Source organism: Pseudomonas sp. GW821-FHT09H03 (genome assembly GCF_059415945.1).
Window position 1 is genome coordinate 222,585 of sequence record NZ_JBWKOF010000006.1, and the last position, 16,840, is coordinate 239,424.

Sequence of the window (16,840 nt, forward strand, 5' to 3'; positions counted from 1 at the left end):
TGTGAAAGACGCGGCCAGATTTGCCCGGGTCACATGACTCACCTTCAGACCCACCGCAAACGCCGAAATAACCACCACTGTCCCAGCGCTACCGAGATCATCATCAGGCACGCAATCATGAAGCCATAGGGGCTCTCGGAGAATGGAATTCCGCCGACGTTGATCCCCAGAAGACCGGTAAGAAAACTCATCGGCAAAAAAATCCCGGTGATGACACCAAAGCGATACATCGTGCGGTTCATGCGCACGCTCAATCGTCGGTCTTCAGCCTCCAGGACCAGCCCCACCCGCTCGCGGGTCAATTCCAGCTCCTCGAGATAACGGGTCAGGCTGTTGTTCAATTCGTTCCAGTAATCGCCATCGTCTTCGACAAACCAGGGCAATTTTATCCGTGTCAGCTGGCCAAAAATATCCCTTTGCGGCGCGAGAAAGCGTTTTAACGCGGCGGCTCGACGACGGATCTGCAAAATCGCTCCGTGCTCCGGGGTATACCGTTCGTCGGCATCGAGTTTTTCTTCTTCCTCGTCGACCACTTCGGAGAGATCGCTGACCAGATCCTGCACCTTGTTGGTGAGGTACTGCGCCAGGTAAAGAATGAGTTCGGAGGCTGTTTTCGGCCCCTTGCCAGCCTCCAGCTGCACCAGCAACTCTTCGGTGGCGCGCAATGGGCGCAAACGCAGGGAAATGACGCGCCGGGCCGAGCCGAAGATCCGAACCGAGACCATGTCTTCCGGCTCGGCGCCAGGGTTCAGATTAACGCCGCGCAGAAACAGCAGCAGTTCGCTGTCGGACAGTTGCAATAGTCGCGGTCGAGTGTTCTCTTCCAGCAACAGATCGCAATTGAACTCGCTCAGGCCACTGGATTTACGCAACCAGGTATGGGTTTGCGGATGACTGCGATCCCAGTGCAGCCACAGGCTTTCATGGGCCTGCAACTGCAAGTCGTCGAGTTCAGTCCGGGCTATCGAACGCGCGCCGCCTTTACCGTCCAGCACCAAGGCATGCACCAGGCCCCATTGCGCGTTGTCTTCCTCGAACATCCGCATTCCTTTGTTGATCGGACTTTATTCAGGCATCTTGAGCGGGCTTGGCGAGATGATCACGCCGTTGTTGTCCGCATAAACGTACTGGCCCGGGTGGAAGGTTACGCCCGCGAAAGTCACGGCAACGTTGAGATCGCCAATGCCGCGCTTGTCGGTTTTCATTGGGTGGCTGGCCAGCGCCTGAACCCCCAGTTCGGTTTGCGCGATCACGTCCACATCACGGATGCAGCCGTAGATCACCATGCCTTCCCAGCCATTTTTGGCCGCCTTCTCGGCAAGCATGTCGCCCAGCAGCGCGCGACGCAGAGAGCCGCCACCATCAACCACCAGGACTTTGCCATTACCCTTGAGTTCAACCTGCTCCTTGACCAGCGAGTTGTCTTCGAAACACTTGATGGTCACGATTTCGCCGCCGAAGGAATCACGGCCGCCAAAATTGCTGAACATCGGCTCCAGCACCTGCACCAGCTCCGGATAAGCGTCGCACAGGTCAGGCGTGAGGTAATGGTTCATCGAGAAACTCCTGTAAAGAGGAAGACAGCACGAACATCAGTGATGACTCAGTCACTGAAAGTGACCGGAACAGCTCAATCCGTCATATCTTAGCCGCAAGCCGAACAGAGCGAAATGCCCTTGTTAGAGCGGCAGACTCAAATCACCTTGGAAAAATCCGCTTTTTCAGTCATCAAGGGTGCCTGGGGATCGGCAAGCCAACGCGCTACCAACGGCCAGACTTCATTCTGGGCGGCCTTGCTCACCAGCATTTCGACGTGACCGAAATTGTCAGCAAAACCCTGTTCATGACCCAGATTGATAAATTGCTTGTGCTCAGAACCGACCTGATCGAACAACTTGCGACAGGCCCACGCTGGGTCCTGATGGTCACCGGCCGCACTCATGGCCAGCACCGGCACCTGGACGCTGGCCAGACCGGCCCACCAATCCTTGTCCGCATCGCCAAAGCGCCCGAACAGGCCAAACCAGCGCATGCTTTCCAGGGCCAGGCCGATCGGCTCATCCTCCGGACCGCGCTTGAGGCGCGAACCTGACAGTTGGGCAAAACGCTTGAGAATGAAGCGACCGCCCCACTCCACGGGTGGAATCTTCAACGGCCAGTAGTTGCGGCTGACTTGCGTACCAAAAAACGCCGCCGAGGCCACCACTGGCTCACCGATATACTCGCCGCCCAATGCAGCTGCCAGGGTAGTCCCCCCCAGCGAATGACCGATCCAGTGCGGGGCCTGCCCACTCTGCTCGCGCACGAACGCGCCAATGGCGGGCAGATCATAGCGCGCGTAGTCGGCGACACGATTGTTGCGGTAGTCCTGATTACGCCGAGACAAGCCGTGACCGCGCATTTCGGCGATCCACACGTCAAATCCCAGGCGAGCCAGATAAGCGCCGAGCCCAAGCCCCTTGGGTGAAAACCAGAACCGGCGATTGGAAAAGCTGCCGTGCAACAGGATCACCGGCACGCCACGGCAGGCGGGTTCATCAGCCATGCCGAGGCGGGTCACAGCCAGTTCGACGGTACCGTCAGGGCTGTTACCGGGTTTCAAACGATAGACATCTTCGCTCAGATCACCGCGTCGTTCAGCGCTGATCAGGGCGACAGGAAACAGGTTGCTGCTGCTTTGCATAATCTCTTGCACAAAAAAGGGCGGCATCCGGAGGAGCCCGCCCTGCTTGAACTTCTAATGGGCCGCTCAATGTGGGAGCGGCCCGTTCACACTACATCAAGCCTGCGCTTGACCTTCAGCCAGGAAGAACCAGGTTTCCAGCACGGAGTCAGGGTTCAACGAAACGCTTTCGATGCCCTGCTCCATCAGCCACTTGGCCAGGTCCGGGTGGTCCGAAGGACCCTGACCGCAGATACCGATGTATTTGCCGGCCTTGTTGCACGCAGCGATGGCATTGGCCAGCAGCTTCTTGACCGCAGGGTTACGCTCGTCGAACAGGTGCGCAATGATCCCGGAGTCACGGTCCAGGCCCAGGGTCAGCTGGGTCAGGTCGTTGGAACCAATCGAGAAGCCGTCGAAGAACTCGAGGAACTCTTCTGCCAGGATCGCGTTGGATGGCAGTTCGCACATCATGATGATACGCAGACCGTTTTCACCGCGAGCCAGACCGTTTTCGGCGAGCAGATCGATCACTTGGCTGGCTTCGCCCAAGGTACGGACGAACGGCACCATGATTTCGACGTTGGTCAGGCCCATCTCGTTGCGCACGCGCTTGAGGGCGCGGCACTCGAGTTCGAAGCAGTCACGGAACGATTCGCTGATGTAACGCGAAGCGCCGCGGAAGCCCAGCATCGGGTTTTCTTCTTCCGGTTCGTAAAGCTTGCCGCCGATCAGGTTCGCGTATTCGTTGGACTTGAAGTCCGACAGACGCACGATGACCTTTTTCGGCGTGAACGCTGCAGCCAGGGTGCTGATGCCTTCGACCAGTTTGTCGACGTAGAAGTCGACCGGATCGCTGTAACCGGCAATGCGCTTGTCGACGCTTTCCTTGATTTCTTGCGGCAGACCGTCGTAGTTCAACAGTGCCTTGGGGTGCACGCCGATCATGCGATTGATGATGAATTCCAGGCGGGCCAGGCCCACACCGGCGTTCGGCAGCTGTGCGAAGTCAAAGGCACGGTCCGGGTTACCGACGTTCATCATGATCTTGAACGGCAGATCGGGCATGGCGTCCACGGAGTTCTTCTTGATATCGAAGCCCAGTTCGCCTTCGAAGATGAAACCGGTGTCGCCTTCAGCGCAGGAAACGGTCACACCCTGGCCGTCTTTCAACAGCTGGGTGGCGTTGCCGCAACCGACAACCGCTGGAATGCCCAGCTCACGGGCGATGATCGCCGCGTGGCAAGTACGACCGCCACGGTTGGTAACGATGGCGCTGGCGCGCTTCATGACCGGTTCCCAGTCCGGGTCGGTCATGTCGGAAACCAGTACGTCGCCAGGCTGGACTTTGTCCATCTCGGACACGTCCTTGATGATGCGAACCTTGCCGGCGCCGATGCGCTGGCCGATGGCGCGACCTTCAACCAGCACAGTGCCGGTTTCTTTCAGCAGGTAACGTTCCATGACGTTGGCCTGGGTACGGCTCTTCACGGTTTCCGGACGGGCCTGCACGATGTACAGCTTGCCGTCGTCACCGTCCTTGGCCCATTCGATGTCCATCGGGCACTTGTAGTGCTTTTCGATGATCATCGCCTGTTTGGCCAGTTCGCTGACTTCAGCGTCGGACAGGCAGAAACGTGCGCGCTCGGCCTTGTCCACGTCGACGGTCTTGACCGAACGACCGGCCTTGGCTTCGTCGCCGTAGATCATCTTGATGGCCTTGCTGCCCAGATTGCGGCGCAGGATGGCCGGACGACCGGCTTCCAGCGTGCCCTTGTGGACATAGAACTCATCCGGGTTCACCGCGCCTTGTACGACAGTTTCACCCAGGCCGTAGGCGCCGGTGATGAACACCACGTCACGGAAGCCCGACTCGGTGTCGAGGGTGAACATCACGCCGGCGGTGCCGGTTTCGGAACGGACCATGCGCTGAACGCCGGCCGACAGGGCAACCAGCTTGTGGTCGAAACCCTGGTGCACGCGGTAGGAAATCGCGCGGTCGTTGAAAAGGGACGCGAACACCTCTTTGGCGGCGCGAATGACGTTTTCGACACCACGGATATTCAGGAAGGTTTCCTGCTGACCGGCGAAGGAAGCGTCCGGCAAGTCTTCGGCGGTAGCCGAAGAGCGCACGGCCACGGCCATGTCAGGGTTGCCGGCCGACAGCGCGGCGAACGCGGTGCGGATTTCGGCATTCAGTTTTTCAGGGAACTCGGCTTCCATGATCCATTGACGGATCTGGGCACCGGTTTTAGCCAAGGCATTGACATCGTCGACGTCCAGGGCGTCGAGGGCGGCATGGATCTGATCGTTCAGGCCGCTCAGTTCCAGGAAATCACGATAAGCCTGAGCGGTCGTGGCGAAGCCACCGGGTACCGATACACCGGCACCTGCAAGGTTGCTGATCATCTCGCCCAGGGATGCGTTCTTGCCCCCCACGTGCTCAACGTCGTCTTTGCCGAGCTTGTCGAGGGAAACTACGTACTCTACCAAGGTGATCTCTCCACTAACTGTGTTGGAAAAGCTCAGGAACCGGCTGCTCAAGGGAGCGTTTGCCAGCTGTATGGCCTGGACCTGGAAAATAAGTGAGAATGCAGGCCATTGGCGGCCTGCAAATCGCGCCTATCATATCGAAAAATCGTCATGAGCTTAAGGCCCAAGGTGCAAATGAAACGATCTGCTTTCTTTATTTCCGATGGCACCGGCATTACCGCCGAAACGCTGGGCCAAAGCCTTCTGGCGCAGTTCGAAAACATCACCTTCAGCAAATTCACCCGACCGTACATCGACAACGTCGACAAGGCGCGGGCAATGGTCCAGCAAATCAATAAAGCCGCCGAAAACGATGGCTTTCGCCCGATCATCTTCGACACCATCGTCAATCAGGACATTCGTGAGATTCTCGCAACCTCGAATGGTTTCATGATCGACATTTTCTCGACCTTCCTGGCACCACTGGAACAGGAACTCACCGAGCACTCTTCCTACACTGTCGGCAAGTCCCACTCCATCGGCACCAACTCCAATTACATGGAGCGCATCGAAGCGGTGAACTTCGCCCTCGACAACGACGACGGGGCCCGCACGCACTATTACGACAAGGCCGACTTGATCCTGGTGGGCGTTTCGCGGTGCGGCAAGACCCCAACCTGCCTGTACATGGCCATGCAGTTCGGCATCCGCGCCGCCAACTACCCGCTGACCGAAGACGACATGGAACGCCTGACCCTGCCAAGTGCCCTGCGCGCCCACCAGCACAAGCTGTTCGGCCTGACCATCGACCCGGACCGCCTCACCGCGATCCGCAACGAGCGCAAACCCAACAGCCGCTATTCGAGCTACGCCCAGTGTGAATTCGAAGTGCGCGAAGTGGAGAACCTGTTCCGTCGCGAGAACATCCCGCACATCAACTCCACACATTTTTCGGTGGAAGAGATTTCGGCGAAAATTCTGGTGGAGAAAGGTGTAGAGCGGCGGTTCAAGTGAAATAGCTTCACTGCACACCCTGTAGGAGCGAGCCTGCTCGCGATGGACTTCAACGATAACGCGTGCGTTCTGAATGCCCGCGTTATCTTTGCATTCATCGCGAGCAGGCTCGCTCCTACAGGGATAGGCGTCAGTTAGAACGAGTCGCCAGGAACGCGAACATAACCTTCCATCAACACCCGCGCACTGCGGCTCATGATGGCTTTGTTCACGGTCCACTCGCCGTTCACCAGGCTGGCCTCGGCGCCGACACGCAGGGTGCCCGACGGATGACCGAAACGCACCGCATTGCGTTCGATACCACCGGCAGCGAGATTGACCAAGGTGCCGGAAATAGCCGCCGCCGTACCGATGGCCACCGCAGCGGTGCCCATCATTGCGTGGTGCAGCTTGCCCATGGACAGTGCACGCACCAGCAGGTCGACATCACCGGCCGCAATCGCCTTGCCGCTCGATGCCACGTAGTCCGCAGGCTTGGCCACGAAAGCCACCTTCGGCGTATGTTGGCGCTTGGCCGCTTCGTCGATATTGGAAATCAGCCCCATGCGCAACGCGCCATAAGCACGGATGGTTTCGAACATCAGCAACGCTTTCGGGTCGCCGTTGATCGCGCCCTGCAGCTCGGTACCGGTGTAGCCGATATCTTCGGCATTGACGAAAATCGTCGGGATGCCGGCGTTGATCATGGTGGCCTTGAAGGTGCCCACGCCGGGTACTTCCAGGTCATCCACCAGGTTGCCGGTAGGGAACATCGAACCGCCACCGCCCTCTTCTTCCGCAGCCGGATCGAGGAATTCGATCTGCACTTCGGCAGCCGGGAAGGTCACGCCGTCGAGTTCGAAATCGCCGGTTTCCTGCACTTCACCGTTGGTGATCGGCACGTGAGCGATGATGGTCTTGCCGATGTTGGCCTGCCACACGCGAACCACGGCCACGCCGTTGTGCGGAACGCGGCTGGCATCGATCAGGCCATTGCTGACGGCGAACGAGCCGACTGCAGCCGTCAGGTTGCCGCAGTTGCCGCTCCAGTCCACGAATGGCTTGTCGATGGAAACCTGACCGAACAGGTAGTCGACGTCGTGATCGGCCTTGATGCTTTTGGACAGGATCACGGTTTTGCTGGTGCTGGAAGTTGCGCAGCCCATGCCGTCGATTTGCTTGTCGTAAGGATCGGGGCTGCCGATCACGCGCAGCAACAGGGCATCGCGGGCCGGGCCGGGAACCTGAGCTGCTTCAGGCAGGTCTTGCAGGCTGAAAAATACGCCTTTGCTGGTGCCGCCACGCATGTAGGTGGCAGGGACTTTGATCTGTGGTGCATGAGCCATGATGCTCGTCTCTCCTAATCCAGAAACAGACATGGGACCCAAGGTCCCATGTCTGTACAGCCTGTGTTATACGGCCACTGCCGACTCTTCGAGGAAGTCCTGGGCGAAGCGTTGCAGCACGCCGCCGGCTTCGTAGATCGACACTTCTTCGGCAGTGTCGAGACGGCAGGTCACCGGGACCTCGACGACTTCGCCGTTCTTGCGATTGATCACCAGCGTCAGATCAGCGCGCGGTGTGCGAGCACCGACGACGTCGTAGGTTTCGCTACCGTCGATGGCCAGGGTGTGGCGGTTGGTGCCCGGCTTGAACTCCAGCGGCAACACGCCCATGCCCACCAGGTTGGTGCGGTGGATGCGCTCGAAACCTTCGGCGGCAATCGCTTCCACGCCGGCCAGGCGCACGCCCTTGGCGGCCCAGTCACGGGACGAACCCTGACCGTAGTCGGCACCGGCGATGATGATCAGCGGCTGCTTGCGATCCATGTAGGTTTCGATCGCTTCCCACATGCGCATGACCTTGCCTTCCGGCTCCACGCGAGCCAGCGAACCCTGCTTGACCTTGCCGTCTTCCTGAACCATTTCGTTGAACAGTTTCGGGTTGGCGAAGGTCGCGCGCTGCGCGGTCAGGTGGTCACCACGGTGAGTCGCGTAAGAGTTGAAGTCCTCTTCCGGCAAGCCCATTTTCGCCAGGTATTCGCCGGCGGCGCTGTCGAGCATGATTGCGTTCGACGGCGACAGGTGGTCAGTGGTGATGTTGTCCGGCAGCACTGCCAGAGGACGCATGCCCTTGAGTGGACGCGCGCCGGCCAGCGCGCCTTCCCAGTACGGCGGACGACGGATGTAGGTGCTCATTTCGCGCCAGTCGTACAGCGGCGCGACTTTCGGGCCGGTGTCTTCGTGGATAGCGAACATCGGGATGTAGACCTGACGGAACTGTTCCGGCTTGACCGACGCCTTGACCACTGCGTCGATTTCTTCATCGCTCGGCCAGATGTCTTTCAGGCGGATTTCCTTGCCCTCTACTACGCCCAGCACGTCCTTCTCGATGTCGAAACGGATGGTGCCGGCGATGGCGTAAGCCACTACCAGAGGCGGCGAAGCGAGGAATGCCTGTTTGGCGTACGGGTGAATCCGGCCGTCGAAGTTACGGTTGCCGGACAATACGGCAGTGGCGTACAGGTCGCGGTCGATGATCTCTTGCTGGATCACCGGATCCAGTGCACCGGACATGCCGTTGCAAGTGGTGCAGGCGAACGCGACGACGCCGAAACCGAGCTGTTCCAGCTCATCGGTCAGGCCGGCTTCATCGAGGTACAGCGCCACGGTTTTCGAACCCGGGGCCAGGGACGACTTGACCCATGGCTTGCGGGCCAGGCCGAGCTTGTTGGCATTACGCGCCAGCAGGCCGGCGGCGATCACGTTGCGCGGGTTGCTGGTGTTGGTGCAGCTGGTAATGGCGGCGATGATCACCGCGCCGTCCGGCATTTGACCCGGGACATCGTCCCACTGGCCGGAGATGCCTTTGGCAGCGAGATCCGAAACCGCTACACGGGCGTGCGGGTTGCTCGGGCCGGCCATGTTGCGCACTACCGAGGACAGATCGAACGTCAGGCCGCGCTCGTATTGCGCGCCCTTGAGGCTGTCAGCCCACAGACCGGTGGTCTTGGCGTAGTTTTCCACCAACTGCACCTGGTCGTCTTCACGGCCGGTGAGTTTGAGGTAGTCGATGGTCTGCTGGTCGATGTAGAACATCGCAGCGGTGGCGCCGTATTCCGGGGCCATGTTGGAGATGGTCGCGCGGTCGCCCAGGGTCAGGGCCGCTGCGCCTTCGCCGAAGAACTCCAGCCATGCGCCAACGACTTTTTGCTTGCGCAGGAACTCGGTCAGCGCCAGCACCATGTCGGTGGCGGTGATGCCCGGTTGCAGCTTGCCGGTCAGTTCTACGCCGACGCTCTCAGGCAGACGCATCCAGGAGGCGCGGCCGAGCATCACGCTCTCGGCTTCCAGGCCGCCAACACCAATGGCGATCACGCCCAGCGCATCGACGTGCGGGGTGTGGCTGTCGGTACCGACGCAGGTATCAGGGAAGGCCACGCCGTCACGCACCTGGATCACCGGAGACATTTTCTCCAGGTTGATCTGGTGCATGATGCCGTTGCCTGGCGGGATCACGTCGACGTTCTTGAACGCCTTCTTGGTCCAGTTGATGAAGTGGAAACGGTCTTCGTTGCGGCGGTCTTCGATGGCGCGGTTCTTCTCGAACGCCTCCGGATCGAAACCACCACGCTCGACGGCCAGGGAGTGGTCGACGATCAGTTGGGTCGGCACCACCGGGTTGACTTGCGCAGGATCGCCACCTTGCAGGGCGATCGCATCACGCAGACCGGCGAGGTCGACCAGGGCGGTCTGGCCGAGAATGTCGTGGCACACCACACGGGCCGGGAACCAAGGGAAGTCGAGGTCGCGTTTGCGCTCGATGAATTGCTTCAGGGATTCGTTGAGCGTGGCCGGGTCGCAGCGACGCACAAGGTTTTCCGCCAGCACGCGGGAGGTGTACGGCAGGGTGTCATAGGCGCCGGGCTGGATGGCCTCGACCGCCGCGCGGACGTCGAAATAATCCAGATGGCTGCCGGGAAGCGTTTTACGGAATTCTGTGTTCATCAGTCGGGACTCGGTCACGGTAAATACAAAGGGGGGCCCTGGCGCAGCTGCCGAATTGAACTCGGTCAAATGTGGGAGCGGGCTTGCTCGCGAAAGCGGTGTATCAGTCAACATCGATGTTGGATGTCAGCCCGTCTTCGCGAGCAAGCCCGCTCCCACAATGATCACCGGTTCAATCAGCAACCCGCGTGGAAGCCTCCACCGTTCAGCGTTGTTCGATTGGCACGAACTTGCGCTGTTCAACGCCGGTGTATTCGGCGCTCGGGCGGATGATGCGGTTGTTGGCGCGTTGCTCAAATACGTGAGCAGCCCAGCCGGTCAGGCGCGAGCAGACAAAGATCGGCGTGAACAGCTTGGTCGGGATACCCATGAAGTGGTACGCCGAGGCATGGTAGAAGTCCGCGTTCGGGAACAGTTTCTTCTGCTCCCACATGGTCTTGTCGATGGCTTCGGAAACCGGGAACAACACCTTGTCGCCCACTTCTTCAGCGAGTTTTTTCGACCAGCCCTTGATCACTTCGTTACGTGGATCGCTGTCTTTGTAGATCGCGTGACCGAAGCCCATGATCTTGTCCTTGCGCTCGAGCATGCCGAGGGTGCCGCTGATCGCCTCTTCAGGCGAGCTGAAGCGCTCGATCATTTCCATCGCCGCTTCGTTGGCGCCGCCGTGCAGCGGGCCGCGCAGCGAACCGATGGCCGCAGTGATGCAGGAGAACAGGTCGGACAGGGTCGACGCGCAAACACGTGCAGTGAAGGTCGATGCGTTGAACTCGTGCTCTGCGTAGAGAATCAGCGAAACGTTCATCACCTTGACGTGCAGCTCGCTCGGCTTCTTGCCGTGCAGCAGGTGCAGGAAGTGACCACCGATGCTTTGCTCGTCGCTCACGCAGTCAATGCGCTTGCCTTCGTGGCTGAAGCGATACCAGTAGGTCATGATCGCCGGGAAGGCGGCCAGCAGACGGTCGGTCTTGTCGTGCTGCTCGGAGAAGTTGTTCTCCGCTTCCAGGTTACCCAGGAACGAGCAGCCAGTGCGCATCACGTCCATCGGGTGGGCATCGGCAGGGATGCGCTCCAGCACTTCTTTCAACGCTTGCGGCAGGTCACGCAGCTTGCTCAGCTTGGCGACGTAGGCAGCCAGTTGTGCTTTGCTCGGCAGGTCGCCGTACAACAGCAGGTAGGCGACTTCTTCGAACTGTGCGTCAGCCGCCAGTTCACGGACGTCATAACCACGATAGGTCAGACCGGCACCCGCCTGGCCCACGGTGGACAGTGCGGTTTGCCCGGCTACCTGGCCACGGAGCCCGGCGCCACTGAGTACTTTTGCTTCGGCCATTTTTTGTCTCCAGCATTCTTGAATTTGTCAGGGAAACTTCGTCCGTCTTCCTGTAGGGGCGAGCATGCTCCGGGCGGCGCTCCGACGATGGTGGACGCTACGCCGCGGCTTCCCGCGTTTTCGTTGACGTCCATCGCGAGCTTGCTCGCTCCTACAGTGACAGGGCGTTGATTATTTCTTCGCGGCGAACAACGCATCGAGCTTCTGCTCGAAGGTGTGGTAGTCGATGCGATCGTAAAGCTCCATGCGAGTCTGCATGGTGTCGATGACATTCGCCTGGGTGCCATCGCGGCGCAGTGCGTTGTAGACGTTTTCCGCTGCCTTGTTCATGGCGCGGAAGGCCGACAGCGGGTACAGCACCAGGGACACGTCAACCGCAGCCAACTGCTCGGTGGTGTACAGCGGCGTCGCGCCGAATTCGGTGATGTTGGCCAGGATCGGCGCTTTCACGCGGCTGGCGAACAGCTTGTACATGTCCAGCTCGGTGATGGCTTCCGGGAAGATCATGTCGGCGCCAGCCTCGATGCAGGCAGCAGCGCGATCCAGAGCGGATTCCAGACCTTCCACCGCCAGGGCGTCGGTACGGGCCATGATCACGAAGCTGTCATCGGTACGCGCATCAACAGCAGCCTTGATGCGGTCGACCATTTCCTGCTGGGTAACGATTTCTTTGTTAGGACGGTGGCCGCAACGCTTGGCACCGACCTGGTCTTCGATGTGGATCGCCGCGGCGCCGAACTTGATCATCGACTTCACGGTACGGGCAACGTTGAAGGCCGACGAACCGAAACCGGTGTCCACGTCCACCAGCAGCGGCAAGTCGCAAACGTCGGTGATACGACGCACGTCGGTCAGCACGTCATCCAGGCCGGTGATGCCCAGGTCCGGCAGGCCGAGGGAGCCGGCAGCTACCCCGCCACCCGACAGGTAGATCGCCTTGAAACCGGCGCGCTTGGCCAGCAACGCGTGGTTGGCGTTGATTGCACCGACCACTTGCAATGGATGCTCGCTGGCGACCGCATCGCGGAAACGCTGACCTGGAGTGCTCTTGTTCAAACTCATGACTCACCTCGTTTGGCTGTCGGGTTGGCGCCGTCCTGGTAATGACGGGCGATATTGCGTTTGGAAGCGCCGATGTGGCGGCGCATCAACAACTCGGCCAGTTCACCGTCACGGTCGGCGATGGCATCGAGAATGCGGTGGTGCTCGGCGAACGCCTGGTGTGGGCGATTGGGCGTGCTGGAAAACTTCATCCGGTACATGCGCACCAGCTGGTACAGCTCGCCGCAGAGCATTTGGGTGAGCGTGCGATTGCCGCTGCCCTGGATAATTCGGTAATGGAAGTCGAAATCGCCTTCCTGCTGGTAATAGCCACGACCGGCCTGAAACGCCTCGTCGCGCTCGTGGGTGACCAGCACCTGGCGCAGCTCATCGATCTCCTCGACGCTCATGCGTTCGGCGGCCAGACGGCAGGCCATGCCTTCGAGGGACTCGCGGATTTCGTAGAGCTCGATCAACTCGGCGTGGTCCAGTGATACCACCCGGGCGCCGACGTGCGGCACACGCACCAGCAGACGCTGGCCTTCCAGGCGATGGATGGCCTCGCGCAGCGGGCCACGACTGATACCGTAGGTGCGCGCCAGTTCCGGCTCGGAGATTTTGCTGCCCGGGGCGATATCGCCTTTGACGATAGCCGCCTGAATACGCCGGAAGACGTTCTCGGAGAGAGTCTCCGAATCGTCCTGCGCAATCACCGGGGGATCGAGTTGATCCAGCATATTGTCGACACCTTTAAATCCAATGCCGCAAAAATTAGCGAAAAGCGCCATGGGAGTCAAAGGATAATTGGATATTGTCGACAATCTTCTGATAACCGGCAGTTCCATCACGTATAGATGTCTACAACTGGAGCACAGGGCCACGCTGGCGCCATAAAACCACCGTGCTAGAATGCCGCCCGCATTTGTGTGTCACATCTGCACTGCCTGTCATGAAACCCTGGCAGGCATACGAGGGAGCTTGCGCAGCGATGCCAGGGCCTTGAATCGAAACACGGACTGCTGCGCACCAGGATTTATGAGACTCAAGCCCTTCCCTGCACTTCTTTTTCTACTTTACCTGCCCGATTTTGCAGCGGCGGGTGAAAAGACCGTGTACGGCCTCAATGAGTACGCATCGCTGGGCGGCATCGACCTGGAAGTTGCGGCCAAACTCGACACCGGAGCGAAAACCGCTTCACTCAGTGCCCGGGACATCAAGCGCTTTAAACGCAATGGCGAGTCGTGGGTGCGCTTCTACCTGGCCATCGACACCGCTCATTCGCATCCGATCGAACGCCCCCTGGCCCGCGTCAGCAAGATCAAGCGCCGGGCCGGCGACTACGACCCGGAAGAAGGCAAGAAGTACACGGCCCGCCCGGTGATCGAACTGGATATCTGCATGGGCTCGGCCTTACGCAGCATCGAAGTGAACCTGACTGACCGCAGCGCATTCCAATATCCGCTGCTGATTGGCTCCGAAGCGCTTAAACGTTTCGATGCGCTGGTCGACCCCAGCCTTAAATATGCTGCAGGCAAACCCGCCTGCACCACCGACGCTCATATCGCAGAGTAATTTAAATGCGCGCTCTTACCCTTCATCTGAAACTGCTGATCGCCATCCTGGTGGTGCTGGGCATTTCAGTCACGGCCTATCAGATCTTCGTGCTGGGCATTCCGGTGACCGAAGATGCCACCGACGACTTATGGAACATCGACGCCAAGGTCGAGTTCGTCGCCAGTGCCAAGGATCCGGTCAAGATCCAGATGTTCGTGCCGCCCTTGAGCCGCGACTTCGTCAGCCTCAACGAGAGCTTCATCTCCAACAACTACGGCGTGGCCGTGAACCGCGTTGACGGCAACCGCAAGGTTACCTGGTCGGCGCGCCGGGCCAAGGGCAACCAGACGCTCTATTACCGCCTGGTACTGACCAAACGCTACTCCGGCGAAAAACCCAAGATCAAAGGTGCGACGTTCCGCGACAGCATGCCCATCGAAGGCCCTGAGAAAGTCGCCGCCGAAGCCCTGCTTGCACCCATTCGCCAGCATTCGGCGGACGTCGAGACCTTCATCGGCGAAGCCATCAAGCGGGTCAACAACGTCAACGATGACAATGTGAAACTGCTGCTGGCCGGCGATCCGACCACGGCGCACAAGGCGAAAATCGTCGAACTGCTGCTGTCCATTGCCCACGTGCCAGTAGAAAAGGTCCACACCATTCGCCTGGTGGCCGACCAGCCGCAAGTCCCGGAACTGTGGCTGCGCAGTTTCAACGGTACCGACTGGCTGTACTTCAACCCGGAAACCGGCGAACAGGGGCTGCCGACCGACCGCCTGCTGTGGTGGAGCGGCGATGAAAACCTGATTACCGTCGACGGCGGCAAGAAAGCAACCGTGACCTTCAGCCTGAACAACAGCGAAATGAACGCCATTCGCCTGGCCAAGCTGACCGACGAAAACACCGACGCCAAGTTCCTCGAATACTCGTTGTACGGCCTGCCGCTGCAAACCCAGCAGACCTTCATGATCATGGTGATGATCCCGATCGGCGTGCTGGTGATCCTGATCCTGCGCAACCTGATCGGCATCCAGACCCTGGGCACGTTCACCCCGGTGCTGATCGCCCTGGCCTTCCGCGAAACCCAGCTCGGCTTCGGCATTGTGCTGTTTACCGTTATCACCGCGCTGGGGCTGTCACTGCGCTCCTACCTCGAACACCTGAAGCTGCAGATGTTGCCGAGGCTGTCGGTGGTGTTGACGTTCGTGGTGGTGTTGATCGCGGCCATCAGCCTGTTCAGCCACAAACTGGGCCTGGAACGCGGTTTGTCGGTGGCACTGTTCCCGATGGTGATTCTGACCATGACCATCGAACGCCTGTCGATCACCTGGGAAGAGCGCGGCGCCAGCCATGCCATGAAAGTGGCTATCGGCACCTTGTTCGCCGCCTCCCTGGCGCACCTGATCATGACCGTCCCGGAACTGGTGTACTTCGTGTTCACCTTCCCGGCGATCCTGCTGATTCTGGTCGGTTTCATGCTGGCGATGGGGCGCTATCGCGGCTACCGCCTGACCGAACTGGTGCGGTTCAAGGCTTTCCTGAAGAAGGCTGACGCCTGATGTTCGGCTTCTGGAAGACCTGGAAGGCCCTGGAAGCTCGGGGCATCATGGGCATCAATCGGCGCAACGCAGACTATGTGCTCAAATACAACAAGCGCAGCCTGTACCCGATTGTCGATGACAAGATCATCACCAAGGAGCGCGCCATCGCCGCCGGCATTCATGTGCCGGAACTGTATGGCGTGATCTCTACCGAGAAGGAAATCGACAAGCTCGGCGAGATCATCGGCGGGCGCAACGACTTCGTGATCAAGCCGGCCCAGGGCGCAGGCGGCGACGGCATCATTGTTGTCGCAGACCGCTTCGAAGGCCGCTACCGCACGGTGTCGGGCAAGATCATTGCCCACGAAGAGCTCGAGCACCACATCTCCAGCATCCTCACCGGCCTGTATTCCCTGGGCGGTCACCGCGACCGGGCGCTGATCGAGTACCGTGTCACCCCCGACCAGATCTTCAAGAGCATCAGCTACGAAGGCGTACCGGACATCCGCATCATCGTGCTGATGGGCTATCCGGTAATGGCCATGCTGCGCCTGCCGACCCGCCAGTCCAGCGGCAAGGCCAACCTGCACCAGGGCGCCATCGGCGTCGGCGTGGACCTGGCCACAGGCCTGACGTTGCGCGGCACCTGGTTGAACAACATCATCACCAAGCACCCGGACACCACCAATGCGGTGGACGGCGTGCAATTGCCCTACTGGGACGGCTTCATGAAACTCGCCGCCGGCTGTTATGAGCTGTGCGGCCTGGGTTACATCGGTGTCGACATGGTGCTGGACCAGGACAAGGGGCCGCTGATTCTCGAACTCAACGCCCGGCCGGGTTTGAACATTCAGATCGCCAATGACTGTGGGTTGACGCTGCGTTGCCATGCGGTCGAGGCGCGGCTGGAAGAGTTGAAGGCTCGCGGGGTGAGTGAAACCGTCGAAGAGCGCGTGGCGTTTGTGCAGGAGATGTTTGGGCATATTCCTGCGGTGGAAGGCTGAAAAGCCCCTCACCCTAACCCTCTCCCAGGGGGAGAGGGGACTGACCGTGGGTTTCTCTAGAAATACGGCGACCTGAACGTGCTATACCGAATCCATAATCGAAATACTGCGGCTGGAAAACGCTGAACCCACAACGACACACAGCGACTTGAAAACGCTGAACCCACAACGACACACAGCGACTTGAAAACGCTGAACCCACAACGACACACAGCGACTTGAAAACGCTGAAC

At 59.7% G+C, this 16,840-nt stretch carries 13 protein-coding genes; 4 read left to right on the plus strand and 9 right to left on the minus strand.

Features of this window, described 5'->3' with window-relative positions:
* Positions 1-44 precede the first annotated feature (44 nt).
* The 4 genes from AC07OG_RS10835 to ppsA all read right to left on the minus strand — a co-directional run bounded on the left by AC07OG_RS10835 (position 45) and on the right by ppsA (position 5,155).
* Positions 45-1,040, minus strand: a complete 996-nt coding sequence (locus tag AC07OG_RS10835) for a zinc transporter ZntB (protein ID WP_495067006.1) — start codon at positions 1,038-1,040, stop codon at positions 45-47.
* Positions 1,041-1,064: 24 nt separating this feature from the next.
* Positions 1,065-1,556 (minus strand): ribonuclease E activity regulator RraA, encoded by a 492-nt coding sequence (gene rraA / locus AC07OG_RS10840; protein WP_495067007.1) that lies wholly within the window; start codon positions 1,554-1,556, stop codon positions 1,065-1,067.
* Between the two features lie 137 nt (positions 1,557-1,693).
* Entirely contained in the window at positions 1,694-2,683 is a 990-nt protein-coding gene (locus AC07OG_RS10845; RefSeq protein ID WP_495067008.1) for an alpha/beta fold hydrolase, read from the minus strand.
* A 96-nt stretch (positions 2,684-2,779) separates the two neighbouring features.
* Positions 2,780-5,155 carry a phosphoenolpyruvate synthase gene (gene ppsA / locus AC07OG_RS10850; protein ID WP_060539822.1) on the minus strand — a complete coding sequence of 792 codons (2,376 nt, stop codon included), beginning with the start codon at positions 5,153-5,155 and terminating at the stop codon, positions 2,780-2,782.
* 174 nt (positions 5,156-5,329) lie between these two features.
* Between ppsA and ppsR the strand changes: the two genes are divergently transcribed.
* Entirely contained in the window at positions 5,330-6,148 is an 819-nt protein-coding gene (gene ppsR, locus AC07OG_RS10855) for a posphoenolpyruvate synthetase regulatory kinase/phosphorylase PpsR (protein WP_060539823.1), read from the plus strand.
* A 134-nt stretch (positions 6,149-6,282) separates the two neighbouring features.
* Here the strand turns inward: ppsR and prpF are convergent, their stop codons facing one another.
* The 5 genes from prpF to AC07OG_RS10880 form a co-directional block, all read right to left on the minus strand.
* Positions 6,283-7,473, minus strand: a complete 1,191-nt coding sequence (gene prpF, locus AC07OG_RS10860; RefSeq protein WP_495067009.1) for a 2-methylaconitate cis-trans isomerase PrpF — start codon at positions 7,471-7,473, stop codon at positions 6,283-6,285.
* 66 nt (positions 7,474-7,539) lie between these two features.
* The gene (gene acnD, locus AC07OG_RS10865; RefSeq protein WP_495067010.1) at positions 7,540-10,134 is read right to left on the minus strand and encodes a Fe/S-dependent 2-methylisocitrate dehydratase AcnD; all 2,595 of its coding nucleotides are present in this window, start codon (positions 10,132-10,134) and stop codon (positions 7,540-7,542) included.
* Positions 10,135-10,339: 205 nt separating this feature from the next.
* Positions 10,340-11,467 carry a bifunctional 2-methylcitrate synthase/citrate synthase gene (gene prpC / locus AC07OG_RS10870; protein WP_060539826.1) on the minus strand — a complete coding sequence of 376 codons (1,128 nt, stop codon included), beginning with the start codon at positions 11,465-11,467 and terminating at the stop codon, positions 10,340-10,342.
* A 171-nt stretch (positions 11,468-11,638) separates the two neighbouring features.
* Positions 11,639-12,529 carry a methylisocitrate lyase gene (prpB, locus tag AC07OG_RS10875; protein ID WP_007944511.1) on the minus strand — a complete coding sequence of 297 codons (891 nt, stop codon included), beginning with the start codon at positions 12,527-12,529 and terminating at the stop codon, positions 11,639-11,641.
* On the minus strand, positions 12,526-13,242 hold the full coding sequence (locus AC07OG_RS10880; RefSeq protein WP_177336941.1) for a GntR family transcriptional regulator: 717 nt from the start codon (positions 13,240-13,242) through the stop codon (positions 12,526-12,528). The genes prpB and AC07OG_RS10880 overlap by 4 nt, the downstream gene beginning before the upstream one ends.
* A 301-nt stretch (positions 13,243-13,543) precedes the next feature.
* Here AC07OG_RS10880 and rloA point away from each other — a divergent pair, with 301 nt between their 5' ends.
* The 3 genes from rloA to AC07OG_RS10895 are packed head-to-tail and all read left to right on the plus strand — an operon-like array spanning position 13,544 to position 16,607.
* Positions 13,544-14,080 carry a retropepsin-like aspartic peptidase RloA gene (gene rloA / locus AC07OG_RS10885; RefSeq protein WP_060539828.1) on the plus strand — a complete coding sequence of 179 codons (537 nt, stop codon included), beginning with the start codon at positions 13,544-13,546 and terminating at the stop codon, positions 14,078-14,080.
* A 5-nt stretch (positions 14,081-14,085) separates the two neighbouring features.
* Positions 14,086-15,621 (plus strand): osmotic stress tolerance membrane protein RloB, encoded by a 1,536-nt coding sequence (rloB, locus tag AC07OG_RS10890; protein WP_060539829.1) that lies wholly within the window; start codon positions 14,086-14,088, stop codon positions 15,619-15,621.
* Positions 15,621-16,607 carry an alpha-L-glutamate ligase-like protein gene (locus AC07OG_RS10895; RefSeq protein WP_218424522.1) on the plus strand — a complete coding sequence of 329 codons (987 nt, stop codon included), beginning with the start codon at positions 15,621-15,623 and terminating at the stop codon, positions 16,605-16,607. The genes rloB and AC07OG_RS10895 overlap by 1 nt, the downstream gene beginning before the upstream one ends.
* The last annotated feature ends 233 nt before the right edge of the window (positions 16,608-16,840 follow it).

Coding starts and splice junctions, on each gene's coding strand:
- AC07OG_RS10895 (WP_218424522.1), top strand. CDS start 15,621: ATGTTCGGCTTCTGGAAGACCTGGAAGGCCCTGGAAGCTCGGGGCATC.
- rloA (WP_060539828.1), top strand. CDS start 13,544: ATGAGACTCAAGCCCTTCCCTGCACTTCTTTTTCTACTTTACCTGCCC.
- rloB (WP_060539829.1), top strand. CDS start 14,086: ATGCGCGCTCTTACCCTTCATCTGAAACTGCTGATCGCCATCCTGGTG.
- ppsR (WP_060539823.1), top strand. CDS start 5,330: ATGAAACGATCTGCTTTCTTTATTTCCGATGGCACCGGCATTACCGCC.
- prpF (WP_495067009.1), bottom strand. CDS start 7,473: ATGGCTCATGCACCACAGATCAAAGTCCCTGCCACCTACATGCGTGGC.
- rraA (WP_495067007.1), bottom strand. CDS start 1,556: ATGAACCATTACCTCACGCCTGACCTGTGCGACGCTTATCCGGAGCTG.
- acnD (WP_495067010.1), bottom strand. CDS start 10,134: ATGAACACAGAATTCCGTAAAACGCTTCCCGGCAGCCATCTGGATTAT.
- prpB (WP_007944511.1), bottom strand. CDS start 12,529: ATGAGTTTGAACAAGAGCACTCCAGGTCAGCGTTTCCGCGATGCGGTC.
- AC07OG_RS10835 (WP_495067006.1), bottom strand. CDS start 1,040: ATGTTCGAGGAAGACAACGCGCAATGGGGCCTGGTGCATGCCTTGGTG.
- prpC (WP_060539826.1), bottom strand. CDS start 11,467: ATGGCCGAAGCAAAAGTACTCAGTGGCGCCGGGCTCCGTGGCCAGGTA.
- AC07OG_RS10845 (WP_495067008.1), bottom strand. CDS start 2,683: ATGCAAAGCAGCAGCAACCTGTTTCCTGTCGCCCTGATCAGCGCTGAA.